This is a genomic window from Frigoribacterium sp. AC394, from assembly GCF_979258095.1.
This window is the reverse complement of sequence record NZ_OZ409834.1, coordinates 945,169-968,831: the sequence shown is the minus strand read 5'-3', so window position 1 is coordinate 968,831 and position 23,663 is coordinate 945,169. Positions and strand designations below refer to the sequence as shown.

The following is a 23,663-nucleotide window of genomic DNA, read 5'->3' as shown; positions in this document are numbered from 1 at the left end:
GCGATGGACGACCACGCACCCCGAGAACGCCCGCGAGACCGACGCGGCGGTCCGCGGAGAACCCTCGCGCGCCTCCTCGACGAGCACCCCCGCGGGGTGCGCGTCACCGCGATCGTGACCGCGATCGCCCTGCTGGCGGGGGGAGCGGTCGCGGCGGGGGCCATCACGACGCCGAGCGAGCCGACCGTCTCGACCTCGTCGCCGGCCGACTCGCCCCGTGCGACGCCCTCGCCCACGGCGGTCGACACCCCGACGGCGACACCCGACGCCGCCCCGACGACTCCGCCGCCGACCGCGACCCCGACCCCGACGGCGGCCCCGGTGCGTTCCTGCTCGGTCGCCGCCGCGGCCGCCGACCCCCGCCTCGCGCAGTTCGAGGGCACCGTCGTCGACGCCGCGACCGGCGAGGTGCTGTTCGACCGGGACGGATCGACGCCCGCCCGCACGGGCAGTGTCCTCAAGACCCTGACGAGCGCGGTCGCCCTCGCGGTCCTCGGGCCCGACCATCGTCTGACCACCAGGGTGACGGGTGACGTCGGCAGTGGCACGATCGCCCTCGTCGGCGGTGGCGACGCCACGCTCAGCGCCGTCCCCTCCGGAGGCAGCGTCTACGCCGGGGCGCCGACGCTCGCCGACCTCGCCGCGCAGGTGAAGACCCGCCTGGGCGACGCCCCCGTCTCGCGGATCACTCTCGACGCCACCTACTGGAGCCAGGCCGACGAGTGGGATCCCTCCTGGAAGCGCTCCGAGCAGACCATCGGCTACCACTCCGAGGTGACTGCGCTGATGGTCGACGGCGACCGGGCCGATCCCGCCGCGCAGACCAGCCCGCGCAGCACCGACCCCGTCGCTCGCGCCGGCGACGCCTTCCGGGCCGCCCTGGTCTCCGCGGGGGTCGTGGGGGCCGACACCGCGGCGATGTCGCAGGGTGCCTCGAACAGCGCCACCGTGCTGGGCGAGGTCGCGTCGCAGCCCGTCTCCACCCTGATCTCGCAGCTGCTGCCCACCTCCGACAACACGCTCGCCGAGATGCTCGCACGGACCTCGTCGCGTGCGTCGGGCGCCGACGGGTCGTCCGCCTCGCTGACGCCCCTCTACCGCTCGGTGCTGTCGTCGACGTACGGGCTCGACACCTCGACGACGACCATCATCGACGGGTCGGGGCTGAGCGAGAACGACGCGGTCCCCTCGACGGTCGTGGCGAGGCTGATGATCGCCGTGGCCGACCGCCGCGAGGGCCTCGGCGTCGTCTACGACGCGCTGCCGATCTCGGGGCGCACCGGCACCCTCGCCAGTCGCTTCACCGGCGACAACGCGGTCGCGGCCGGCTCCGTGCACGCGAAGACGGGCTGGATCGACACGGCCTACACGCTGGCGGGCAGCATCGACGCCGCTGACGGCACCCGACTCGCCTTCGCGTTCTACGCGATCGGCGACGTGCGCGACGACGCCCGCGCCGCACTCGACACGCTGACGGCGGCCGTGTACCGCTGCGGCGCCGATCTGTCAGGAGAATGAGCGCATGGTCAGAGCACTCCTCGTCATCGACGTCCAGAACGACTTCACCGAAGGAGGCGCGCTCGGCGTGGCAGGCGGCACCCGCGTCGCCGAGGGGGTCGCCGAGCACCTGGCGCTCGCGGCGGGCGACTACGCCCTCGTGCTGGCCAGCCGCGACTGGCACGAGGCCGAGAGCGACAACGGCGGGCACTTCTCCGAGCAGCCCGACTACGTCGACTCGTGGCCGGTGCACTGCGTCCGCGGCACCACCGGTGCCGACTACCATCCGGCGCTCGACGGGTCGTCGATCGACGTGCATCTCACGAAGGGCACCGGCAGCCCGTCGTACTCGGCGTTCGAGGGCGTGACCGCCGACGGCGAGAGCGCCGTCGAGGTGCTCCGGGCTCGGGGCGTCGACTCGCTCGACGTCGTCGGGCTGGCGACCGACCACTGCGTGCGGGCGTCGGTGCTCGACGCCGTGGCCGCCGGTCTCGCCGTCCGGGTCGTGACCGATCTCGTCGCCGGCGTCGCCCCCGTCTCGAGCGAAGCCGCCCTGGCCGAGATGTCGGAGGCGGGCGCGACGCTCGTCACCCGCTCCGATCTCGGATCCGACTCGTGAGCGGGGCGCCGATCCGGGTCGGCATCGTCGGTTTCGGGCTCGCCGGGCGGGTGTTCCACGGCGCCCTCCTCGCCGCCGACCCCGACTACGACGTGGCGGCCGTCGTCACGCGCGACGCCGATCGAGCGGCCGACGCTGCGCGACGGCACCCCGCCGCCGCGGTCTTGGCCTCGAGCGCGGATCTCGCGGGCATGGGGCTCGACCTCGTCGTCGTCGCGACGCCGAATGCGACGCACGCCGACGTGGCCGCCGAGGCGCTCCGTGCCGGGTCGGCCGTCGTGGTCGACAAGCCGGTGGCGACCTCGGCCGCCGAGGCTCGCGCGCTGATCGCGCAGGCCGAGAGCTCCGACCGACTGCTCACCGTCTACCAGAACCGCCGATGGGACGGCGACTACCTGACGGCGTCGCGGCTGATCGCCGACGGGGCGCTCGGCGACGTGCACACCTTCGAGTCCCGCTTCGAGCCGTGGAAGACCGCGAACCGGGCCGGCTGGAAATCCTCCGCCACGGTCGCCGACGGCGGCGGCATCCTCTTCGACCTCGGCCCGCATCTCGTCGACCAGGCGCTCCGCCTCTTCGGCCCGGTCTCCGACGTGCACGCCGAGATCGCGACGCGTCGGCCCACCGCGACGGCCGATGACGACGTCCTGCTGTCGCTGCGCCACGAGAGCGGCGTCCGCTCGCGTCTCTGGATGAGTCACGTGGCCGCGCAGCCCGGCCCGCGCCTCCGGGTGCTCGGATCGGAGGGCGCCTACGTCGTCTCGGGTCTGGACCCGCAGGAGGCGCAGCTCGCGGACGGTCTGTCGCCCGCGGACGACGCCTACGGACTCGTCGACCCCGCACGGCACGGCACGATCGGCGTCGGGGGCGACATCCGGGTGGTGCCCACCGAGCGGGGCCGCTACCCGCTGTTCTACGGCCGCCTCGCCGCAGCGCTCCGGGGCGAGGCCGAGGTGCCCGTCGACCCGCGAGACGCGGTCGCAGCGCTCGAGGTCATCGAGGAGGCGCGGCGCAGCACCCGCTGACCCTCGCGCCCCAGCGGGCCCGGCTCGCCGCTAGACGAGCAGCTGGTGCTTCGCGAGGTCGCGGTAGAGCGGCGTGCTGACGACCAGCTCGGAGTGCGTGCCGACCCCGACGACGCGCCCGCCGTCGACGACGACGATCTGGTCGCTGTCGACGACGGTCGACAGTCGGTGGGCGATGACGATGAGCGTGCGGTCCTCCGCCACGGCGTCGATCGCGCCGCGCAGACGCTGCTCGTTGACGCCGTCGAGGCTCGACGTCGACTCGTCGAGCAGGAGGATGGGCGGTGCCGAGAGCAGGGTGCGGGCGATCGCGAGACGCTGGCGCTCGCCGCCCGAGAGCATCACGCCGTCCTCGCCGACCTGCGCGTCGAGGCCCTCGTCGCCGCGATCGAGCACCGCGGTGAGGTTCACGGCCTCGAGCACCCGTCGGCAGTCGTCGTCGGTGGCGCCCGGCGAGCCGAGGGTCAGGTTGTCGCGGATGGTGCCCGCGAGCACGGGGGCGTCCTGTTCGACGTACCCGATCCGCGAGCGCAGCTCGTCGCGGTCGAGGGCGCGCAGGTCGACCCCGTCGATCCGGACGACTCCCGACGTCGGGTCGTAGAAGCGCTCGATGAGCGCCAGCATGGTGCTCTTGCCCGCACCCGAGGGTCCGACGAGAGCGGTGCGCCCGCCGGCGGGGATCGAGAAGCTGACCCCGCGGAGCACCGTGAGGTCGTCGTCCGGCATGACGCCGTCGGCCCCGCCGGCCGCCGCGTCCGGTGCCGCGGGGTAGCGGAAGTGCACGTCGTCGAAGGTCACGGCGTCGGTCGTCTCGACGCGGGCTGCACCCGCGAGGTCGGCGGCCGTGCGGCGGTCGTCGTGGTCCTCCGACGGGAGGTCGAGGATCTCCTGGATGCGACCGAGGGCACCCAGCGCCTGGTTGACGCTGAGGACGGCGCCGAGCGCCTGGCCGAGCGGCATGATCATCAGGAAGAGGAAGAGCACGAACGACACCAGCGACGCGATCTCGATGGCGCCGCTGGCGACACGGAAGCCCCCGACTCCGAGCACGACCAGGAACGACGCCTGCAGCGCGATCGACGAGATGGGCACGACGAGCGCCGAGATCCGGGCGACCTGCAGCCCCCGCTCGTAGGCCCCGACGGCGTCGAGCTCGACCGCGGCGATCTCGCGTTCGGTGGCCCCCGACGCCCGGATCGTGCGGACCGAGCTGATGGCCCGTTCGACGGCCGCCGTGAGGTCTCCGACCTTCTCCTGCGCCTGTCGGCTCGCGATCCGGATGCGCCCCGAGAGCAGCACGACGACGAGCACCGAGACGGCGACGACCAGCACGGTGAGTCCGAGCAGCACGGGGTCGATCAGGAACATGCCGACCAGGGCGCCGATGAAGGTGAGGCTGCCGCCGATCGCCTCGACGAGGCCCTGCGTCAGGACGGCGCGAAGCAGCGTGGTGTCCGATCCGACCCGCGAGACGAGGTCGCCCGTGCGGCGGGAGTCGAACTCGCTGACCGGCAGTCGCAGCATGCGCCCGACGAGACGGCGTCGGCTCGAGAGCACGACGCCCTCGCCGGTGCGCTGCAGCAGGTAGTGCTGGAACCCGCTCAGCAGACCGGCCACGACCACGAGCCCCACGAGGGCCCAGACGAGCGAGCCCAGGGCCCCGCCCTGCTCGACGACGGCGATCACCCGCTGCACGAGCAGCGGTTGACCGAGCGAGGCCGCGGCGCCGAGCACGCTGAGCACGATGATCACCGCCATGACCTTCTTGTGCTCGAAGAGGTACGGCAGCAGCTGACGGAACGTGGCACGGGGCCCCTCGGGAGGGCGACGGCGTCCGAGACCGCGACGCGCCCTCGGGGGGTCGACCCGCGCCTCCTCGGCGGGGTTCGTCGGGGTGCGCGCGCTCATGTCGGAGCTCGATGGTGCCTCTCGTGCCTGGAGGCCGCGCGGTGCGCGGCGGGTGACCGGGGCGGCCGACGGACCGCCTGCTACGACCGTACTTCGTCGGCGGCCCCGGCACCTGTCAGTCGACGGCCTCGTAGTCGACGTCGCGGGTCTCGCGGCTAAGGATCAGCGCGACGAGCGTCAGCGCGGCCATCGACGAGAGGTAGAGCCCGACGAGCCAGGTGCTGCCGCCCGCTGCCGTCCAGAGCCACACGGCGATGAACGGGGCCACGGCCGCGCCGAGGATGCTCGCGACGTTGTAGCTGATCGCCGAGCCGGTGTACCGGACGCTGGTCGGGAACAGCTCGGGCAGCACCGCGCCCATGGGGCCGAAGGTGAGCCCCATCAGCACGAAGCCGATGATCAGCAGTGCCTGCGCGCCGAGCACGCCCCCGGCGAACAGCGGGGCGAACAGGAACCCGAACACCAGGATGCCGGCCGTGACGCAGATGAGCATCGCCCGTCGCCCGTACCTCTCGGCGAGCGGCCCGGAGACGAGGGTGAAGACGCCGAAGAAGACGACCCCGAGGATGAGCATCCACAGGAACTGCGTCCGGGGGATGCCGAGACCCGCCGGGTCGCCTGAGGCATCGGCCGTGCCGAAGGTCAGGGTGAAGGTCGTCATCAGGTAGAACAGCGTGTACGTGGCCAGCATGATGAACGTGCCGAGGATCAGCGGACGCCAGCTCGTCGTGAAGACGCGGGCCAGGGGCAGCTTCGCGACCGAACCCGAGTCGACGACCTTCTGGAACGCCGGGGTCTCGATCAGCTTGAAGCGGACGTAGAGCCCGATGATCACCAGCAGGGCGCTCGCCAGGAACGGCAGCCGCCAGCCCCAGGCCATGAACTGCTCTTCGGTGAGGGTGGTGTTCAGCAGCACGAACAGCAGGTTGGCGATGATGAAGCCGATCGGGGCGCCCAGCTGAGGGAACGTGCCGTAGATCGCCCGTCGGTTCTTCGGGGCGTTCTCGGTCGCCAGCAGCGCCGCGCCGCTCCACTCGCCGCCGAGGCCGAGACCCTGGCAGAAGCGCAGCACGACGAGGCACGCGGGGCCCGCGACGGCCCAGCCGGGCGTCGTGCCGGCGGGGATGCAGCCGATCAGCACCGTGGCGATGCCCATCGTGAGCAGGGAGGCGACGAGGGTGCCCTTGCGGCCGATGCGGTCGCCGAAGTGGCCGAACACGATCGAGCCGACGGGGCGGGCGATGAAGGCGACGCCGAAGACGGCGAACGAGGCGAGGCGCGCGACGGCGGGGTCGTCGTTCGCGAAGAAGACGGTCGGGAAGACGAGGACGGCGGCCGTCGCGTAGACGTAGAAGTCGTAGAACTCGATGGAGGTGCCGACGAGGCTCGCGATGATGACGCGCGAGCGCTTGTTGGCAGGAGGTGCGGGCTGCGTCGACGAGGCGACGGCTGATGAGGACATGGGGGACTCCGGAGCGGCGGGGAGGACGATGCCGGCGACGACGGCGGAGCGGGGCCGGGTGGGGCACGCAGGGGCTCGGTCGTGGACGTGCGGCGGCCGGGGATCAGCAGGGGCGCACGACGCCGGTGGGGTGTGGCCGCTCGTGACAGCCGTCGTTCAGTTTAGCGCCTTCGTGAGTGGTGCTCAGCCGTCGGTGGGGAGGTGCCCGGGCAGCTGGTGGCCCATGCGGTCGCGTTTCGTGTCGAGGTAGCCCTCGTTGAACGTGCCGACGCCGACCACGAGGGGCACGAGCTCGGAGACGGCGATGCCGTGCTCGACGAGCTGGCGGCTCTTCTCCGGGTTGTTGCTGAGCAGCCGGATCTCGTGGATGCCGAGGTCGCGCAGCACGTCGGCCGCCGCGCCGTACTGCCGGGAGTCGGCCGGCAGCCCGAGGGCCAGGTTCGCATCGAGGGTGTCGAGACCGTCTTCTTGCAGCCGGTAGGCGCGGAGCTTGTCGATCAGACCGATGCCGCGGCCCTCGTGGCCCCGCAGATAGACGACCACGCCACCGTGCTCGTGGATCGTGTCGAGGGCGGCGTCGAGCTGCGGACCGCACTCGCACTTCAGCGACCCGAAGGCCTCGCCGGTCAGGCACTCGGAGTGCACCCGCACGAGCGCGCCGTCGCCGGGAGCACGACCGTGAGGGCCGGTCGCCACGACGGCGACGTGGTCGGCCCCCGTGACGAGGTCGCGGTACGCACGGAAGGCGAACGTGCCGTGCCGGGTCGGCACGGTGGTCTCGACCTCGAAGGTGATCTGGGGCGAGGCGGCGGGCGAGGCGGTCATGGTGTTCTCCGGGGCTGGGCACGGGCGACGATCAGGACGTCGTCGCCGAGGGGGGTCACACGGGTCGTCACGAGACGGACCTGACCGTCGATGCTCGCCACACCGAGATCGCCGAGGGCCGTGCGCGGTCCGCCGAGGAGCGTCGGGGCGAGGTAGACGAGATAGTCGTCGACGAGGCCTCGTCGCACGAACTCGCTGGCGACGGTCGGACCGCCCTCGACGAACACACTGCGGACGCCGCGCACGTAGAGGTCGGCGAGCACGGCCTCGAGGTCCCGGCTGCCGGTCTCGACGAGAGCCCTCGGGTGTCTCCGGAGTTCGGCGTCGGCCGGGACCGGCCGGTGACCGACCACGACGGGCAGCGGCTGGTCGGTGAGCAGCTCGCCGCCGTCGCCGCGCGCGGTGAGCCCGGGGTCGTCGGCCAGGACGGTGCCGGTGCCGACGAGGATGGCGTCGTGCGCGGCGCGCTGCTCGTGCACGTGCTGTCGGGCGGCCGTGCCCGTGATCCACCGGCTGGTGCCGTCGGCCGCGGCCGCGCGTCCGTCGAGGCTGGAGGCCCACTTGAGGGTGACGAACGGGCGACCCGCACGGGTCGCCACGAGCCAGGGGCGGATGGTCTCTTCGGCGTCGTCCCGGAGGATGCCCGCCACGACCTCGACCCCGGCCCGCCGGAGGCGCTCGGCACCACCCGAGGACGACTCGCCGGGATCGGAGACGGCGTAGACCACCCTCGACACCCCGGCGCCGATCAGGGCCTCGCTGCAGGGGCCCGTCCGCCCGGTGTGATCGCAGGGCTCGAGACTGACGACGGCCGTGAGACCGACGGAGGACTCGCCCGGCGCGAGCCTCGACAGCGCGTCGACCTCGGCGTGCGGTGTCCCGGCGCCGCGGTGCCATCCCTCGGCCGCCACCGTCAGGTCGGGGCGGAGGAGGACGCACCCGACCTGGGGGTTGGGGCCGAGGGACGTGCCGCGGAGAGCCAGCTCGAGCGCTCGCCGCATGGCGTCGTCGTACGCGCTCGAGGGCGTGGTCATGGTCTCTCCGGTTCGGTCTCGCCGATCGGTTCGTCGAGGCCACGGGTGTCAACCGCGGGGTCGCGCGAGTATTCCGAGGGGGAGACACCGACGGGCCACCCGGGCTTCACCGACCGGTCGTCGCTCGAACGGAGTCGAGCCGTCCGGCAGAGCGGATGGGAGCCGTCCCGTGCCGGATGCAGACCCGGGGCGTCGCCGGTGTACCGGAACCCCGTCGACCGGGCGACGCCGGCGCTGCCGTCGTTGTCGACGAACCCCTCCCAGTAGAGCTCGTCGACCCCGCCGTGAGCGAACGCCCAGTCGGCCACGAGAGCGACCGCGGCCGTCATGAGACCACGACCCCGATGGGCGGGCGACGTCCAGAAGCCGATGTCGTCGTCCGCGAAGCGCAGGCTGATCATGCCGACGAGCAGCGACGAGCCGGGAGACCGGAGCCCCCAGGTGCACTCGCGCCCGGTCGACCAGCCGTGATCGACGATCCGGCGGAGGAAGAACTCGGCGTCGGACTCGTCGTAGGGCACGGGGACGGTCGTGAACCGCTGCAGCTCGGGGTCGCGGCACGCGTCGACGATGGCGGCGACGTCGGCCCGCTCGGGCACCGCCAGACGCACGGCGTCGGACTCGAGGACGAAGGGCTGCACGATCAGGCCTTGCGGAGGAAGCCGATGCGGTCGTACACCGTGTCGAGGGTGGACTGGGCGAGCTCGTTCGCGCGATCGGCGTTGCCGGCCAGCACGCGGTCGAGCTCGGCGGGGTCGTCGAGCAGCTCGAGCGCGCGCGCCCGGATCGGCGTGAACGTCTCGACGACCACCTCGGCGACGTCCTTCTTGAGGTCGCCGTAGCCGCGGCCGGTGTAGTCGTGCTCGAGATCGGCGATGGCGCGCCCGGTGAACGCCGACTGGATCGTCAGCAGGTTCGACACCCCGGGCTTGGCGCCCCGATCGAAGCGGATCTCGCGCTCGGTGTCGGTGACCGCCGACTTGATCTTCTTCGCCGTGCGCGACGGCTCGTCGAGCATCCAGACCACGCCCGACTCGGTGGCCGCCGACTTGCTCATCTTCGATTCGGGGTTCTGCAGGTCGTAGACCCGAGCCGACTCCTTCTGGATGGTGGCCTCGGGCACGACGAACGTCGTGCCGAACCGGGAGTTGAAGCGGGTGGCGAGGTCCCGTGTCAGCTCGACGTGCTGACGCTGGTCGTCGCCGACGGGCACGACCTCGGTGCCGTAGAGCAGGATGTCGGCCGCCATGAGCGTGGGGTAGGCGAACAGGCCGAGTGAGGCCGAGTCGGCGCCCTGCTTGGCCGCCTTGTCTTTGAACTGCGTCATGCGGCTGGCCTCGCCGAAGCCGGTGAGGGTGTTCAGCACCCAGGCGAGCTGCGCGTGCGCCGGCACGTGCGACTGGATGAACAGCGTCGACAGTGACGGGTCGATGCCCGCGGCGATGTACTGGGCGGCCGTCCGCCGGGTGGACTCGCGGAGCGTCGCGGGATCCTGGGCCACGGTGATGGCGTGCTGGTCGACGACGCAGAAGAGGGCGTCGTGGGTCGACTGCTGCTCTCGCCACTGGAGCAGGGCCCCGACGTAGTTGCCGATGTGCAACGAGTCGGCGGAGGGCTGCATGCCGGAGAAGAGCCGGGGGCGGCCGGCGCCGCGAGGGGGCTCGACCGTCTCGGAAGCGGCGGATGCGGGGGAGGGGGTGGTGCCGGTCATGACGTCCTCAGGGGGTCGGAGAGATCAGATGTCGTAGTCGACGACGACGGGTGCGTGGTCGGACCAGCGCTCGGCGTACGACGGCGCTCGATCGATGGTGTGGTTCTCGGCCTTGGCGGCGAGAGCGGGCGTCGCCAGGTGGTAGTCGATCCGCCAACCGGTGTCGTTGTCGAAGGCCTGGCCGCGCCACGACCACCACGAGTAGGGCCCCTCGACCTCGCCCGCGAGTCGCCGACCGACGTCGACCCAGCCGAGTCCGCTGCCGCCGGTGCCGTCGACGGTCTCGATCTCGGTCCCGGCCTCGCCGAGGAACCGGTCGAAATACGAGCGCTCGCGCGGGAGGAAGCCGGCCCGCTTGACGTTGCCCTTCCAGTTCTTGATGTCGAGCTCGCGATGACCGACGTTCAGGTCGCCCGTCACGACCGAGAGCCCGTTGTGCGACGCCAGCTGCGGCAGCCGGGCGGTCATCGCGTCGAGGAATCTCCATTTCTCGTCCTGCTTGGGGGTGTCGACCTCGCCCGAGTGCACGTAGGTGCTGACGACCGTGACGATCGTCCCGTCGACGTCGTAGTCGGCCTCGATCCACCGCCCGGCGCTGTCGAAGTCGTCGTCGCCGAGCTCGACGCGGTGCACGGAGGCCGCCCCGCGGGAGGCGATGGCCACGCCCGCGCGACCCTTGGCCGTCGCGGGGTGGTGGACGACGTTCCAGTCGGAGCCGAGCAGGCCCTCGAGGTCGTCGGTCGAGGCGCGCACCTCTTGGAGCGTGAGGATGTCGACGTCCCGCTCGGCGAGCCAGTCGCCCATGCCCCTGCGGTACGCGGCCCGGATGCCGTTGACGTTGACGGAGGCGAGGCGGAGACGTGTTCCCATGCGCAGAAGACTACCGGCGGCCACCGTCGCCGCGCGGTCGGGAGGGACGGGGCAGGCGGGAGACGAGGCCCCGCACGGCCGCGACGGCACGCCGGGAGCGGGTGGCGACCCGCGCCTCCTGGGCCAGCCGCTCCTCCTCGAGCAGACGAAGGCGCTCGGCCTCCTGGTGCGGGTCGGCGAGCACCCCGATGTCGTCCATGCCGACCGCGATCCAGGCCGCGGCGAGCAGCAGCACCTGGCAGAGCAGATCGATGACGATCAGCAGGCCGATGACCGCCGCGAACGACGCCAGGAGGGGGTTCGCGCCCGTCGCACGGAGCAGCGTCCCGCCGACGACCGTCAGACCGACGAAGCCCGCGGCGCCGAGGGCGGACCCCACGAGGAGGCGCGGGCCGGGGATGTGCAGACCCGCCAGCACCCGGAACAGCGCGGCGAGCACGAGAGCGTCGAAGACGAAGACGAGCAGGAGCGCCGTGACGCGGAGCAGCAGGACGGACGCGGCCGACGTGGTCGACAGATCGAGCAGGTGCAGGGCCCAGCGCACCGCCGTGGTGCTGAGCAGCGAGACGGTGGCCGACACGACCACGGCGGCGCCGAAGGCGAGGGCGAGGGCGAGGTCGCGGAGCACCAGCCGCAGGAAGGGGGTGGCCGGAGACGGCGCACGGAAGATCGTGCGGACGGAGTCGCGCATCCCGCCGAAGAGGGTGATGGCGGAGAAGAGCAGACCCACGAACGCGATGGCACCGGTCCAGCCGAAGACGGTGGCGTCGAGGAGGGCGTCGGGGTCGACCACGCCCGCCCCCGAGTCGTCCTGGATCAGGCCGGGGACCGCCGAGCGGATGAAGACGACCAGCTGGTCGCGGAGGGCCTCGTCGCCCGAGACGACGAAGCCCGCGACGGAGAAGCCCACCCAGAGGCCCGCGAAGAGCGCGAAGAGGGCCTGGTACGTGAGGCCGGCGGCGAGCAGGGGGCCCTTCGCTCCGACGTACCGGCCGACCACGCGCACGGGCCGTGCCGTCGTGACGCGGCCGACCCGGGACCGGGCGTCGGCGTCGTCTCCGGCCACGGGGTCGTCGATCGACCGCTCGTCGTCCGGTCGTCGTCGCATCGCACCAGGGTAGGGGTGCGCGACGCTCGCGTCCGGACCACGCACCCGTGCGCCTCGCGTACGATGGCACGCGACCGCGCGGCACAGGGTCACCGCCCGTGCCCGGCATCCGAACTCACCGAAACGAAGAGGTCTCACAGTGGCACTACACGGCGTTGGCGTCGGACGCGGAGTGGCCGTCGGCCCGATCCTCCGGATGCCGGATCCACTGCCCGAGCCGAGCAGCGACAAGCGGACCGCTGAGGCGGACGCCGAGTTCGCCGACGTCACCCGGGCGCTCCGCTCGGTCGCCGCCGATCTGTCGGCACGGGGCGAGAAGGCCGGCGGCGAGGCGAAGGACGTCCTCGACGCCCAGGCGCTCATGGCCGAAGACCCCACCCTCTCCGACGACGTCGAGCAGCGCATCGCCGACGGCGCGACGGGCGAGCGGGCCGTGTTCGAGGCCTTCGCGGCCTTCCAGGAGATGCTCGTCGGCATGGGCGGCTACATGGCCGAGCGCGCCACCGACCTCGGCGACGTCGCCCAGCGCGTCATCGCATCCCTCCGCGGAGTCGCGGCGCCGGGCGTCCCCGAGAGCGACACCCCCTTCGTGCTCGTCGCGCCCGACCTCGCGCCCGCCGACACCGCCCTCCTCGACCTCGACAAGGTGCTCGCACTGATCACCCGCGACGGCGGACCGACCTCGCACACGGCCATCCTGGCCCGCTCGAAGTCGATCCCCGCCATCGTCGGCGTCACCGGAGCCCTCGACCTCGTCGACGGCACCGTGGTGGTCGCCGACGCGGCCACGGGCGTCGTCACCGTCGACCCCGCACCCGACGAGATCGCCGCGGCGGAGCAGCGCATCGCCGATCGCCGCGCCGCGGCAGCCGCCCCGCTGACCGACGGCGCCCTCGCCGACGGACACGCCGTGCCCCTGCTGGCCAACCTCGGCTCGCCCGACGAGGCCGCCGGCGCGGTCCAGCTCGGGGCCGAGGGCGTCGGCCTGTTCCGCACCGAGTTCCTCTTCCTCGGGTCGTCCACCGCCCCGACCGTCGAGAGCCAGACCGCCAGCTACACGGCGCTGCTCGAGGCGTTCCCCGGCAAGAAGGTCGTCGTACGCGCGCTCGACGCCGGTGCCGACAAGCCGCTGAGCTTCTTGAACGACGCCCACGAGGAGAACCCCGCCCTCGGGCTCCGCGGGCTCCGCGCCCTCCGCGTGAAGGAGCAGATCCTCCGCGATCAGCTCACCGCGCTCGCCGAGGCCCAGGCGGCCACGACGGCCGACCTCTGGGTCATGGCGCCGATGGTGAGCGACGCCGAAGAGACCGAGTACTTCGTCGCCCTCGGTCGCGAGCTCGGACTCAAGACCGTCGGGGTCATGGCCGAGGTGCCCTCGCTCGCGGTGCTGGCCGACCAGGTGCTCCGCACGGCCGACTTCGTCAGCATCGGGACCAACGACCTGACGCAGTACACGCTCGCAGCCGACCGCATGCTCGGCTCGGTCGCGTCCTACCAGGACCCGTGGCACCCCGCCGTGCTCCGCCTGGTCCGGGCTCTCGGCGACGCCGGGGCGACCGCGGGCAAGCCCGTGGGCATCTGCGGCGAGGCGGCGGCCGACCCGCTGCTGGCCGTCGTGCTCGTCGGACTGGGGGCCACGACGCTGTCGATGACACCGGCCGCCCTGGCGGACGTCCGTCTCGAGCTGTCGAAGTACACGATCGAGCAGGCGCGCGCACTGGCGGCCGCGGCGATCGACGCGACGACGGCGCCGGGCGCGCGCGAGGCTGCAGAGGCGGTCGCCGCAGACCTGTAGTCGAGAGGGCCGGCCGGGCTGGGGTCCGACCGGCTCACGGCTCGTCCGGCTGCGGTCCGACGGACTGCGAAGCGACCCGCCGCGGACTCACCGGCCCCGTGCCGAGGTCATCCGCTCAGCTGCCTGCGGCGGCGGGCGCCCACGTGGGGCGGTACTTCGCGCTCCGCGGGAAGCGCTCGAGGTCCGCCGCGTAGTCGGCGTCGGTCGGCACCTCGCCGGCCGGACCCGGCTCGAACGGGGACGCCGGGTTGTCGTACACGCGACGGTCGAGGGTGAAGCGCGCCGTGAACGACCCGTCGCTGGTCAGCGTCAGGGCGAACGAGAACCATGCGCCCTTCTCCGAGTCGGCCATCACCTCGCGGAGGCGCGAGCCCGCGGCGGCGACGTCGGGGATGCTCAGGCCCTGCTTCGCGCCGCCGGCGGCGTCGAGCGCGTCGACCCACACGCGCGATGTCGAGCCGACCTCGAGCAGGAACAACGTCGCCTCCGCCCAATCGTGACCGGCGAGCGACTCGGCGAATGTCGCGGCGATTTCGTTCTGCAACTGCTGCTGGCGAGTGACGTCCATGCGTCGCGGCCTCTCGTTCGGGGTCGTGGTCGGCGCCGACGCGGGCGTCGACGACGTCGCGTGAGGAGCTCTCACCAGCTTAGGTGCCGACCGTCGCCGGAGGGCCCCTCGCACGGGGGGACTTCCCGACCGCTGCATGGACGCCGCCTGCGAGTCCGGGTCCGAACGGTCCCGACCGGCGCCCGCGGAGCACACTGGACGGGTGGGCACCCCAATTCGACATCCGCTCGTCGACGCCGTCACGGCGCGCGTCGTCCGAGTCGACGGTCGGGGCCGGGTCCTCCGCCTCAGCCCTCCGATGGCCGATCTGCTCCGGCGCCGCAGGCACCGACGGCGGGTCGTGCTCGTATCGAGCGAGCGCTCCCGTCTGACGGTCGGTCTCCGGTCGGCACTCGTCGAGGCGGGTGCCGCCTGGGTCGTCCACGACGACCGAGGAGATCTGCGAGACGGCCTGACCGGTCGTCCGTACGACACCGTCGACGACGCCGGCACGCCTGTGGAGGAGGTCGGCGTCGAAAAGGTCGAGTTCCCCGAGATCGGTTCTGCCGTCGACACCAGGGTGCAGTTGACGATCGATCTGACCGTCCTCCATCTCCCCGCGCACGACATGAGCCTGGGAGGCGCGCTCGAGACCATCTCGCAGGCCGTGTCCGGTTCGCTCCCCGTCTCGTGGGGCGTCACCGAGCCGATGCTGTCCTCCTGGGATCGCTGGGCTCTCACCCAGCACGCACGCCATGCCGCGCCGGAGCCCCTCCGCATGCTCGTCGAGGGCCCGCACCTGTCGGCCACCGTCACCGCCCGGGTCACGGAGCACGGCACGGAGGAGACGATGTCGATCACGGTCGACGTCGTCCACCCCGCCGACGGAGACTCCCTCGACGCGGGCATCGACCGGCTGACCGGCGCCCTCGCCGAGATCGCCCGGGAGAGCCTGCCGACCTTCGCCCTCGTGGTCGCACGGGAGGGCGAGGTGGACCGCTGCGTGTGCGCCGTCACCTACCCGCCGCCCAACCCGGTCGCACTGCTCATCGGAGCGCCGTCCGTCAAGCGTCTCGGGCTCGACCTGACCGCGCTGCCGACCGGTGAGACGGTCCGGGTCGTGGGCCGCCCGAGCCTCCCGGCCTTCGTGGTGCCGCTCGGTGACGCCAGTACGCCCGGGTGGGACGCACTTCATCAGACCCTCGAGGCCGTGGGGCCGGAGCGTCTCGCCACCCTGGTCTCGCCGCCCCTCCTGCAGGCGTGGGAGGAGGACCTCGACGAGTTCGACCTCCTCGACGAGAGCAGGGCGCGGCGCGACGCGAGCGGTCCGAGTCGTTCCGACGGCGGCGACATGCAGGAGGGGCAGGACGACGATGCCTCGTGACATCACCATCCTGAGTCCCCAGGCCCCCGACGGGCTCGACCTCGCGAGCGCCGCGCACGCGGTCGACGAGTCGTACGGGGTCCGCCCCATCGACGGAGCGACCGCCCATCAGGTCTTCGCTCGCGGAGGCCGCGCGCTGCTGACCGTCTACGGCGCCCAGGAGCTGAACACGTCGGGTGAGATCGAGCGTCTGCTGACCGATCCGCCGGAGGTGCGCCTCCCCGTGTTCTGGGTCGATGCGATCGCGCCGCTCGGTGACGACGGCGAGGCCGGGGTGTCGGTCGCGCTCCGGCTGGCTCTCGCCCTCGACGCCGTCTGCATCGTCGAAGACGACTGAACGGACCCGCGACGCACGCTCGCCGTCCGGTGACGCTTCGCAAAACAAAGAGAGGCACCGGGCTGAACAGCCCGGCGCCTCTCGTCCGTGTGTCTTCAGCTGCTAGGCGCGACCCCGCAGCACGGCCTGCTTGACCTCGGCGATCGCCTGGGTCACCTGGATGCCGCGAGGGCATGCCTCGGTGCAGTTGAAGGTCGTGCGGCAGCGCCACACGCCCTCCTTGTCGTTGAGGATGTCGAGACGGACCTGAGCTCCCTCGTCGCGGGAGTCGAAGATGAACCGGTGGGCGTTCACGATGGCGGCCGGGCCGAAGTACTGCCCGTCCGTCCAGAAGACGGGGCAGCTCGACGTGCAGGCGGCGCAGAGGATGCACTTCGTGGTGTCGTCGAACCGCGCACGCTGGGTGGCGCTCTGGATGCGCTCCTTCTCGGGCTTCGACGAGGCCATCAGGAACGGCTGGATCTCGCGGTACGACTGGAAGAACGGCTCCATGTCGACGACCAGGTCCTTCTCGAGGGGCAGGCCCTTGATCGCTTCGACGTAGATCGGCTGCGTCACGTCGAGGTCTTTGATCAGGGTCTTGCAGGCGAGACGGTTGCGGCCGTTGATCCGCATGGCGTCCGAGCCGCAGATGCCGTGGGCGCACGAACGGCGGAAGGTCAGCGAGCCGTCCTGCTCCCACTTGATCTGGTGCAGGGCGTCGAGCACTCGGTCGGTGGGCAGCACCTCGACGTCGAAGTCCTGCCAGCGCGGCTCGGAGTCGACCTCGGGGTCGAAGCGTCGGATGATGAGCGTGGCGGTGAACGTCGGGATCGCGTCGGCCCCTGCGGGGGAGTTCTCGAGGACTGCGGTGCTCATGTCAGTACTTCCGTTCCATCGGCTGGTAGTTCGTGATCACGACGGGCTTGGTGTCGAGGCGGATGTGGTCGCCGGCGAGCGACGAGTGGGGGTCGCCCGTCAGATACGCCATGGTGTGCACGAGCCAGTTCTCGTCGTCGCGCGTCGGGTAGTCCTCTCGGAAGTGCCCGCCGCGGCTCTCCTGTCGCGACCGGGCCGAGTAGACGACGACCTCGGCGAGGTCGAGCAGGAAGCCGAGCTCGATCGCCTCGAGCAGGTCGGTGTTGAACCGCTTGCCCTTGTCTTGCACGCTGATGTTCTTGAACCGCTCACGCAGATCGGCGATGACGTGGGTCACCTCGTCGAGGGTCTCTTCCGTGCGGAACACCTGGGCGTTGCGGTCCATGCTGTCTTGCAGCTCCTTGCGCAGCGTGGCGATGCGCTCGGTGCCGGTCGCGGCGCGGACGTCGGCGACGAGGCCGCGGACGAAGCCCGCCGGGTCGTCGGGGAGCGGCACGAACGGTGCGTCCTTCACGAACTCGACCGCGTTGTTCCCGGCGCGCTTGCCGAAGACGTTGATGTCGAGCAGGGAGTTGGTGCCGAGTCGGTTCGAGCCGTGGACGCTGACGCAGGCGCATTCGCCGGCGGCGTAGAGACCGGGCACGACGGTGGTGTTGTCGCGCAGCACCTCCGCCTTGACGTTGGTGGGGATGCCGCCCATCGCGTAGTGCGCCGTGGGCAGCACGGGCACGGGCTCGGTGTACGGCTCGACACCGAGGTAGGTGCGGGCGAACTCGGTGATGTCGGGCAGCTTCGCATCGATCACCGCGGGGTCGAGGTGGGTGATGTCGAGGTAGACGTAGTCCTTGTGCGGGCCGCCGCCACGCCCTTCGCGGATCTCGGTGGCCATGCACCGGGCCACGATGTCGCGCGGTGCGAGGTCCTTGATCGTGGGTGCGTAGCGCTCCATGAAGCGCTCGCCCTCGCTGTTGCGGAGGATGGCGCCCTCGCCTCGGGCCGCCTCGCTGAGCAGGATGCCGAGCCCGGCGAGACCGGTCGGGTGGAACTGGAAGAACTCCATGTCCTCCAAGGGGAGGCCCTTGCGCCAGATGATGCCGACGCCGTCGCCGGTGAGAGTGTGGGCGTTCGACGTCGTCTTGTAGATCTTGCCGAAGCCGCCGGTCGCGAAGATGACGGCCTTGCCCTGGAACACGTGCAGGTCGCCCGTCGCCAGCTCGTAGGCGATGACGCCGGCGGGGCGCTCCTCACCGTCGATCTCGCCCATGATCAGGTCGAGCACGTAGAACTCGTTGAAGAAGTTGATGCCGTGCTTGACGCAGTTCTGGTAGAGCGTCTGGAGGATCATGTGACCCGTGCGGTCGGCGGCGTAGCAGGCCCGGCGGACGGGGTTCTTGCCGTGCTCGGCCGTGTGGCCGCCGAAACGGCGCTGGTCGATCTTGCCCTCGGGGGTCCGGTTGAAGGGCAGACCCATGTTCTCGAGGTCGAGGACGGCGTCGATGGCCTCCTTCGCCAGGATCTCCGCGGCGTCCTGGTCGACGAGGTAGTCGCCGCCCTTGACGGTGTCGAAGGTGTGCCACTCCCAGTTGTCGTCCTCGACGTTGGCGAGGGCCGCGGCCATGCCGCCCTGCGCGGCGCCCGTGTGCGACCGCGTCGGGTAGAGCTTCGAGATGACGGCGGTGCTGGCGTTCGGACCGGCCTCGATGGCCGCTCGCATCCCCGCGCCTCCTGCCCCGACGATGACGATGTCGTGCTGGTGATAGTGGATGCCGTCGACGACGGTGCTCTCAGGAGCGGAAGAAGGTGTGGTCACGGTGCTTTCCGTCGGTATGTGGTGCGGGCGTGGGGCTGAGGAGGCGCGGGTCGGGCCGGTCGCCTACGAGCAGATCGAGGGCAGCAGGTCGGCGGGCGCGCCGGCCGGGCAGGGATCGAACGTGTAGATGACGAGCGTGCCGAGGGTCAGCAGCACCACGGCGGAGACGAGCAGGGCGCCGAGCAGGACCTTGCGGACGGCGGGTTTCGACACGTAGTCGTTGACGATCGTCCGCATGCCGTTCGAGCCGTGGATCAGGGCCAGCCAGAGCAGGAGGGTGTCGTAGACCTGCCAGAACGGCGACGCCCACTTGCCGGCGACGAAGGCGAAGTCGATGGCCTTGATGCCCCCCTCGGCCGCCAGGAGGTTGATGAAGAGGTGGCCGAAGATGAGGACGACGAGGACGACGCCGCTCGCACGCATGTAGATCCAGCCCCACTTCTCGAGGTTGCTGCTGCGCGAGGCGGGTCGGGCCGAGCGGGGGGCCTCGATGGTTTCGGTGGTCATCGTGCTACTCCGAGAAGACGTTCATGAGGTGGCGGGGGGCGAAGCCCGCGAAGAGGACGACGGCGACGCCGATGACGATCCAGAAGAGGAGTCGCTGGTGCTTGGTTCCGGGTCCCCAGAAGTCGATGAGGATGATGCGCAGGCCATTCAAGGCGTGGAACAGGATGGCCGCCACGAGCGCCGTCTCGCCGAGCCCCATGATCGGGTTCTTGTACGTGCCGATGACGGCGTTGTACGCCTCGGGGCTGATCCGCACGAGGGCCGTGTCGAGGATGTGCACCAGCAGGAAGAAGTAGATGCTGACGCCGGTGATGCGGTGCAGGACCCACGACCACATGCCCTCGCGACCACGGTAGAGCGTGCCCGCGAGTCGGTTCTTGCCGCGTGGCGCGCCGATCTCGGGTGCTCCCCGTCGGCCTGCCGGTGGGGGCAGGGTCTCCGTCGACTGCTCGGCCATGAGCGGCCCTCCTCGCGGACTGGGGCGGGTCGGGCTGTCATCGGGAGAGGACAGCCGTGTCCGCCGTGTGTGTTCTCAGAACGCCCTCAGTCTATGTTCGAGGCCCGTCGCGGCGCCGCCAAGGCCCGCCTAACTAGTTCGATGTCGAGACACCGCGATCGCGGTCGGAGGGAGCCCGTCGGAGGGCCGCGGGCAGGGGGGCGTGCACCGACCGACGGGCGTCGGCGTAGTGCTCCAGCAGCTCGTCGCCGAGGCGCTCCCAGGTGCGGCCGACGACGGCGCGTCTCCCCGCCTCGCCGAATCGGGCGCGCAGCTCGGGCTCCTCGACGAGGCGGCGCACGGCTCGGCGGAGCGAGTGGTCGTGTCGGGGGTCGACGAGGTAGCCGTCCACACCGTGCCGCACCAGGTCGAGGGGCCCGCCCGCGGCCGGCGCGACGACCGGCAGTCCGCTGGCGTGCGCCTCCTGCACGGTCTGACCGAAGGTCTCGGTCGTGCCCGTGTGCACGAAGACGTCGAGAGCGGCGTAGGCCGTGGCGAGCTCGGAGCCGTGCAGCGGTCCCGTGAAGACGGGGTCGAGGTGGCGGAGGCGACGGCGCAGCCCGGGGAGGCTCGGGCCTCCGCCGACGACGACCAGACGCATTCCGTCGACGCCGCGCAGGGCTGCGAGCCGGTCGAGCTCCTTCTCGGCCGCGAGGCGCCCGACGTAGCCGACGACGACCTCGTCAGGGCGGGCCAGCCCGGCCCGGAACGCCGCGGCCTCGGGCGAGTGCCGGTTGTTGGGGTGGTACCGGACCGAGTCGACGCCTCGCCCCCAGGTCGCCAGGCGGCGGACGCCCGCGGCCTCGAGGTCGCGACGGGAGGCGGTCGACGGCACGAGGGTCAGCGTCGCCTGCTCGTGGATCCGTCGGACGAGACGCCAGGCCAGGGAGGCGGCGGTCGCCCCGAGCCCGGAGGTCGAGGCGTACCGCGCCACGTCGGTCTGGAAGACGGCGACGCTGGGGATGCCGAGACGCGCGGCCGCCGAGATGGCCTGGGCACCGAGGAGGAACGGCGACGCGGCGTGCACCACGTCGGGTCCGAAGGCGGCGATCGCGCCGGCGACTAGGGGATTGGGCAGACCCACGGGGAACTGCCGGTAGGCCACCGACGGCACCCGGTGGACGGGGAATCCCGCGTACGAGTCGTGCCCGCGGCCGGCGGGGGCGATGATCAGGGCCTCGTGGCCCCGGGCGGCGAGATGGTCCAGCACGCGGAGCACGCTGGTCGTGACCCCGTTCACGGTGGGGAGGAAGCTCTCGGTCACGACGACGACTCTCAAACGGTGCTCCTCGGCTCGCGGTGAGCCCAGGCTGACGCCGCGACGTGTCGTCCTCGTCTCGACGCCGTGGCCGACGGATGGCGGCTGCGTGAACGCCCGGGTGAGCGGCCGGGTGGGCTCGACGTCCACCGGCGGCCTACGACGCGGCCCGGCGCGGTGCCCTCAGTAGTGTGGGGGGATGACGACCCAGAGCAGCCTCGACCGGTTCTACAGCATCATTCCGGCCGGGGGGATCGGCTCACGGCTCTGGCCCCTGAGCCGTGCCGACGCCCCGAAGTTCCTGCACGACCTCACCGGCAGCGGCTCGACCCTGCTGCGCGGCACCTGGGACCGCCTCGCGCCGCTCAACGGCGAGCAGCGCATCATGGTCGTCACCGGCCGGGCGCACCGTGCCGCGGTCGAGCGCCAGCTGCCCGACCTCGAAGACCACAACGTCGTGCTCGAGAGCGAGCCGAAAGACAGCACGGCCGCCATCGGACTCGCGGCCGCGATCCTCCGACGCCGCGAGCCCGACGTGATCATCGGCTCGTTCGCTGCCGATCACGTGATCGCCGACACCCGAGGCTTCGCGCGCGCCGTCCGCGAGGCCATCGTCGTCGCCGACGAGGGGTACATCGCCACGATCGGCATCACGCCGACCGAGCCGGCCATCGGCTTCGGCTACATCCACGTCGGCGGGCCGCTCGCCGTGGATGGCGCGCCGTCCGCGCGCATGGTCGAGTCGTTCGTCGAGAAGCCCGACCTCGAGACCGCCGAGGCGTACGTCGCCGGGGGCGACTACCTCTGGAACGGGGGCATGTTCATCGCACGCGCCGACCGCCTCCTCGAGCAGCTCGGTCAGACGAGTCCCGCACTGCTCGCCGGCATCGAAGAGCTCGCCGAGGCCTGGGACACCCCGCGGCGCGGCGCCGTCGTCGACGCCGTCTGGCCCGCGCTCGAGAAGATCGCGATCGACTACACGGTGGCCGAACCCGCCGCGGCGGCGGGGCGGCTGGCGGTCGTGCCCGGCGACTTCGACTGGGACGACGTGGGCGACTTCGCCTCGATCGCCAAGCTGCACTCCGGCGGGCGCAAGAGCGACCTGGCGATCCTCGGCGAGAACGCCCGGGTGCTCGCCGACGCGTCCAGCGGCATCGTCGTCGCCGGCAGCGACCGGCTGATCTCGCTGATCGGCGTGAACGACATCATCGTCGTCGACACCCCCGACGCCCTGCTCGTCACGACGACGGCCAACGCCCAGCGGGTCAAGTCCGTCGTCGACGCCCTGAAGCTCAGCGGTCGCAGCGACGTCCTCTGACCCCTCGCGGCGTCGCTTCGTTTCGTCTTCGTTTCGCGCCGGTCCCGCTTGTGTAACGGGACGGCATCACTCCACCGGGACGGCCGTGAGCGCTCGTCGCAATGAGTAACCTGACAGCCATACGTGCCCGGCTCAGCTGCCGGGCTGCATCTTGGAGGACAACTTGACTACAACTGCGCGCAAGGCCGTGCTCAGCGGTATCGCCCTGTTCGGCACCGCGGCGATCCTGGCCGGCTGTGCCTCGGCTCCCGAAGAGTCCGAGGGCGGCTCGTCGAACGGCGCCTCGAGCGACTTCGTCCCCTGCATGGTGTCCGACGCCGGCGGGTTCGACGACAAGTCGTTCAACCAGCTCGGCTTCGAGGGCCTGACCGAGGCCGCGGAGGAGATCGGTGCGACCCCGAAGACCGTCGAGTCGGCCGACGAGACCGTCTACGACGCAAACCTCACCAACCTCGCCTCGCAGGGCTGCAACCTGATCGTCACGGTCGGCTTCGCGCTCTCCGACGCGACCGGCACGGCGGCGGCGGCGAACCCCGACATCGACTACGCGACGATCGACGACGCGGCGAACGACGCCGAGAACGTCCGTCCCATCACCTTCAACACCTCGGAGGCGGCGTTCCTCGCGGGCTACGCGGCGGCCAGCTTCACGAAGACCGGCACCGTCGGCACCTTCGGCGGCATGCAGTTCCCGACCGTCACCATCTTCATGGACGGCTTCGCGGACGGCGTCGAGTACTACAACGAGCAGAAGGACGCCGACGTCAAGACGGTCGGCTGGGACGTCGCGAGCCAGACCGGCACCTTCACGGGCGGGTTCGAGGCAGGCACGGTCGCGAAGCAGAGCGCCCAGACGCTGATCGAGCAGGGCGCCGACGTGATCCTGCCCGTCGGCGGACCGATCTACCAGAGCGCCGCCGAGGCGATCCGCGACTCGGGCGACGAGATCGTGCTGATCGGCGCCGACAGCGACACCTACGAGACGGACAGCGCCAACAGCGACCTGTTCCTCACCTCGGTGCTCAAGGGCATCAAGCAGGCGACCGACGACGTCACCAGCCAGGCCGCCTCCGGCGACTTCACGAACGAGCCCTACGTCGGCACGCTCGAGAACGACGGCGTCGGCATCGCGCCGTTCCACGACTACGAGGACCAGGTCGACTCCGGCCTGCAGGACGAGCTGGACGCCATCGAGGCCGGCATCATCGACGGTTCGATCGAGGTCGAGTCGCCTTCCGCCCTCACCGAGTAACGACGCACCACCCGTCATCGATTAGCATCGACTGACCCAGGG

At 71.6% G+C, this 23,663-nt stretch carries 21 protein-coding genes and 1 pseudogene; 8 read left to right on the top strand and 14 right to left on the bottom strand.

All coding sequences use genetic code 11. The annotated features are described in order from the left end of the window. The first annotated feature begins 3 nt into the window (after positions 1–3). The 3 genes from dacB to ACZZY9_RS04365 are packed head-to-tail and all read left to right on the top strand — an operon-like array spanning position 4 to position 3,141. On the top strand, positions 4–1,518 hold the full coding sequence (gene dacB / locus ACZZY9_RS04375) for a D-alanyl-D-alanine carboxypeptidase/D-alanyl-D-alanine endopeptidase (protein ID WP_463463138.1): 1,515 nt from the start codon (positions 4–6) through the stop codon (positions 1,516–1,518). Positions 1,519–1,522: 4 nt separating this feature from the next. Beyond that, the gene (locus tag ACZZY9_RS04370) at positions 1,523–2,116 is read left to right on the top strand and encodes an isochorismatase family protein (RefSeq protein ID WP_463463137.1); all 594 of its coding nucleotides are present in this window, start codon (positions 1,523–1,525) and stop codon (positions 2,114–2,116) included. After that, positions 2,113–3,141 (top strand): Gfo/Idh/MocA family protein, encoded by a 1,029-nt coding sequence (locus ACZZY9_RS04365; RefSeq protein ID WP_463463136.1) that lies wholly within the window; start codon positions 2,113–2,115, stop codon positions 3,139–3,141. Before ACZZY9_RS04370 ends, ACZZY9_RS04365 begins: the two co-directional genes overlap by 4 nt. Positions 3,142–3,171: 30 nt before the next feature. Here the strand turns inward: ACZZY9_RS04365 and ACZZY9_RS04360 are convergent, their stop codons facing one another. The 8 genes and pseudogenes from ACZZY9_RS04360 to ACZZY9_RS04325 all read right to left on the bottom strand — a co-directional run bounded on the left by ACZZY9_RS04360 (position 3,172) and on the right by ACZZY9_RS04325 (position 12,059). Continuing rightward, positions 3,172–5,049: an ABC transporter ATP-binding protein gene (locus tag ACZZY9_RS04360; RefSeq protein WP_463463135.1), complete on the bottom strand. Its 1,878-nt coding sequence runs from the start codon at positions 5,047–5,049 to the stop codon at positions 3,172–3,174. Positions 5,050–5,164: 115 nt separating this feature from the next. After that, entirely contained in the window at positions 5,165–6,511 is a 1,347-nt protein-coding gene (locus ACZZY9_RS04355; RefSeq protein WP_463463134.1) for an MFS transporter, read from the bottom strand. Between the two features lie 183 nt (positions 6,512–6,694). Further along, a pseudogene (ribA, locus tag ACZZY9_RS04350) lies at positions 6,695–7,357 on the bottom strand (GTP cyclohydrolase II); the annotation flags it as partial. Further along, a complete protein-coding gene (gene ribD / locus ACZZY9_RS04345; RefSeq protein ID WP_463463133.1) occupies positions 7,333–8,370 on the bottom strand; it encodes a bifunctional diaminohydroxyphosphoribosylaminopyrimidine deaminase/5-amino-6-(5-phosphoribosylamino)uracil reductase RibD in 1,038 nt (345 codons plus the stop codon). The gene ribD and the pseudogene ribA, both read right to left, overlap by 25 nt. Continuing rightward, complete coding sequence (locus ACZZY9_RS04340) at positions 8,367–9,011, bottom strand: GNAT family N-acetyltransferase (protein WP_463463132.1); 645 nt, start codon at positions 9,009–9,011, stop codon at positions 8,367–8,369. Before ACZZY9_RS04340 ends, ribD begins: the two co-directional genes overlap by 4 nt. Before the next feature lie 2 nt (positions 9,012–9,013). Then, a complete protein-coding gene (gene trpS, locus ACZZY9_RS04335) occupies positions 9,014–10,081 on the bottom strand; it encodes a tryptophan--tRNA ligase (RefSeq protein WP_463463131.1) in 1,068 nt (355 codons plus the stop codon). Positions 10,082–10,105: 24 nt separating this feature from the next. Continuing rightward, positions 10,106–10,951 (bottom strand): exodeoxyribonuclease III, encoded by an 846-nt coding sequence (locus tag ACZZY9_RS04330; RefSeq protein ID WP_463463130.1) that lies wholly within the window; start codon positions 10,949–10,951, stop codon positions 10,106–10,108. 10 nt (positions 10,952–10,961) lie between these two features. Continuing rightward, the gene (locus ACZZY9_RS04325) at positions 10,962–12,059 is read right to left on the bottom strand and encodes a YihY/virulence factor BrkB family protein (protein WP_463463129.1); all 1,098 of its coding nucleotides are present in this window, start codon (positions 12,057–12,059) and stop codon (positions 10,962–10,964) included. A 139-nt stretch (positions 12,060–12,198) separates the two neighbouring features. On the opposite strand from ACZZY9_RS04325, the gene ptsP reads away from it, so the two are divergent. Further along, positions 12,199–13,854 carry a phosphoenolpyruvate--protein phosphotransferase gene (gene ptsP, locus ACZZY9_RS04320; protein ID WP_463463128.1) on the top strand — a complete coding sequence of 552 codons (1,656 nt, stop codon included), beginning with the start codon at positions 12,199–12,201 and terminating at the stop codon, positions 13,852–13,854. Between the two features lie 115 nt (positions 13,855–13,969). On the opposite strand, the gene ACZZY9_RS04315 is transcribed toward ptsP, so the two are convergent. Beyond that, a complete protein-coding gene (locus tag ACZZY9_RS04315; protein WP_463463127.1) occupies positions 13,970–14,422 on the bottom strand; it encodes a hypothetical protein in 453 nt (150 codons plus the stop codon). Positions 14,423–14,624: 202 nt separating this feature from the next. Here ACZZY9_RS04315 and ACZZY9_RS04310 point away from each other — a divergent pair, with 202 nt between their 5' ends. Both ACZZY9_RS04310 and ACZZY9_RS04305 read left to right on the top strand, forming a co-directional pair. Continuing rightward, positions 14,625–15,785, top strand: a complete 1,161-nt coding sequence (locus ACZZY9_RS04310; RefSeq protein WP_463463126.1) for a DUF6177 family protein — start codon at positions 14,625–14,627, stop codon at positions 15,783–15,785. Next, positions 15,775–16,122 (top strand): hypothetical protein, encoded by a 348-nt coding sequence (locus ACZZY9_RS04305; protein WP_463463125.1) that lies wholly within the window; start codon positions 15,775–15,777, stop codon positions 16,120–16,122. Before ACZZY9_RS04310 ends, ACZZY9_RS04305 begins: the two co-directional genes overlap by 11 nt. A gap of 102 nt (positions 16,123–16,224) precedes the next feature. Here ACZZY9_RS04305 and ACZZY9_RS04300 read toward each other — a convergent pair whose 3' ends face one another. The 5 genes from ACZZY9_RS04300 to ACZZY9_RS04280 all read right to left on the bottom strand — a co-directional run bounded on the left by ACZZY9_RS04300 (position 16,225) and on the right by ACZZY9_RS04280 (position 21,072). After that, a complete protein-coding gene (locus ACZZY9_RS04300; protein WP_192058597.1) occupies positions 16,225–16,980 on the bottom strand; it encodes a succinate dehydrogenase iron-sulfur subunit in 756 nt (251 codons plus the stop codon). 1 nt (position 16,981) lies between these two features. Then, positions 16,982–18,790 carry a succinate dehydrogenase flavoprotein subunit gene (gene sdhA, locus ACZZY9_RS04295; RefSeq protein ID WP_463463124.1) on the bottom strand — a complete coding sequence of 603 codons (1,809 nt, stop codon included), beginning with the start codon at positions 18,788–18,790 and terminating at the stop codon, positions 16,982–16,984. Between the two features lie 63 nt (positions 18,791–18,853). Further along, positions 18,854–19,297, bottom strand: coding sequence for a succinate dehydrogenase, hydrophobic membrane anchor protein (gene sdhD / locus ACZZY9_RS04290; protein WP_192058593.1), 444 nt, complete (start codon positions 19,295–19,297; stop codon positions 18,854–18,856). Positions 19,298–19,301: 4 nt separating this feature from the next. Further along, the gene (gene sdhC / locus ACZZY9_RS04285) at positions 19,302–19,754 is read right to left on the bottom strand and encodes a succinate dehydrogenase, cytochrome b556 subunit (protein ID WP_192058591.1); all 453 of its coding nucleotides are present in this window, start codon (positions 19,752–19,754) and stop codon (positions 19,302–19,304) included. Between the two features lie 133 nt (positions 19,755–19,887). Continuing rightward, positions 19,888–21,072: a glycosyltransferase family 4 protein gene (locus ACZZY9_RS04280; protein ID WP_463463123.1), complete on the bottom strand. Its 1,185-nt coding sequence runs from the start codon at positions 21,070–21,072 to the stop codon at positions 19,888–19,890. A 178-nt stretch (positions 21,073–21,250) separates the two neighbouring features. On the opposite strand from ACZZY9_RS04280, the gene ACZZY9_RS04275 reads away from it, so the two are divergent. Together ACZZY9_RS04275 and ACZZY9_RS04270 are read left to right on the top strand one after the other, a co-directional pair. Further along, positions 21,251–22,369 carry a mannose-1-phosphate guanylyltransferase gene (locus tag ACZZY9_RS04275; RefSeq protein WP_463463122.1) on the top strand — a complete coding sequence of 373 codons (1,119 nt, stop codon included), beginning with the start codon at positions 21,251–21,253 and terminating at the stop codon, positions 22,367–22,369. Between the two features lie 163 nt (positions 22,370–22,532). Further along, entirely contained in the window at positions 22,533–23,621 is a 1,089-nt protein-coding gene (locus tag ACZZY9_RS04270) for a BMP family lipoprotein (protein ID WP_463463121.1), read from the top strand. Positions 23,622–23,663 lie beyond the last annotated feature (42 nt).

Excerpts from the sequence above, each read along its gene's own strand:
- dacB (WP_463463138.1), top strand. The coding sequence starts at position 4 with ATGGACGACCACGCACCCCGAGAACGCCCGCGAGACCGACGCGGCGGT.
- ACZZY9_RS04370 (WP_463463137.1), top strand. The coding sequence starts at position 1,523 with ATGGTCAGAGCACTCCTCGTCATCGACGTCCAGAACGACTTCACCGAA.
- ACZZY9_RS04360 (WP_463463135.1), bottom strand. The coding sequence starts at position 5,049 with ATGAGCGCGCGCACCCCGACGAACCCCGCCGAGGAGGCGCGGGTCGAC.
- ACZZY9_RS04355 (WP_463463134.1), bottom strand. The coding sequence starts at position 6,511 with ATGTCCTCATCAGCCGTCGCCTCGTCGACGCAGCCCGCACCTCCTGCC.
- ribD (WP_463463133.1), bottom strand. The coding sequence starts at position 8,370 with ATGACCACGCCCTCGAGCGCGTACGACGACGCCATGCGGCGAGCGCTC.
- trpS (WP_463463131.1), bottom strand. The coding sequence starts at position 10,081 with ATGACCGGCACCACCCCCTCCCCCGCATCCGCCGCTTCCGAGACGGTC.
- ACZZY9_RS04330 (WP_463463130.1), bottom strand. The coding sequence starts at position 10,951 with ATGGGAACACGTCTCCGCCTCGCCTCCGTCAACGTCAACGGCATCCGG.
- ACZZY9_RS04325 (WP_463463129.1), bottom strand. The coding sequence starts at position 12,059 with ATGCGACGACGACCGGACGACGAGCGGTCGATCGACGACCCCGTGGCC.
- ACZZY9_RS04315 (WP_463463127.1), bottom strand. The coding sequence starts at position 14,422 with ATGGACGTCACTCGCCAGCAGCAGTTGCAGAACGAAATCGCCGCGACA.
- ACZZY9_RS04305 (WP_463463125.1), top strand. The coding sequence starts at position 15,775 with ATGCCTCGTGACATCACCATCCTGAGTCCCCAGGCCCCCGACGGGCTC.
- ACZZY9_RS04300 (WP_192058597.1), bottom strand. The coding sequence starts at position 16,980 with ATGAGCACCGCAGTCCTCGAGAACTCCCCCGCAGGGGCCGACGCGATC.
- sdhD (WP_192058593.1), bottom strand. The coding sequence starts at position 19,297 with ATGACCACCGAAACCATCGAGGCCCCCCGCTCGGCCCGACCCGCCTCG.
- sdhC (WP_192058591.1), bottom strand. The coding sequence starts at position 19,754 with ATGGCCGAGCAGTCGACGGAGACCCTGCCCCCACCGGCAGGCCGACGG.
- ACZZY9_RS04275 (WP_463463122.1), top strand. The coding sequence starts at position 21,251 with ATGACGACCCAGAGCAGCCTCGACCGGTTCTACAGCATCATTCCGGCC.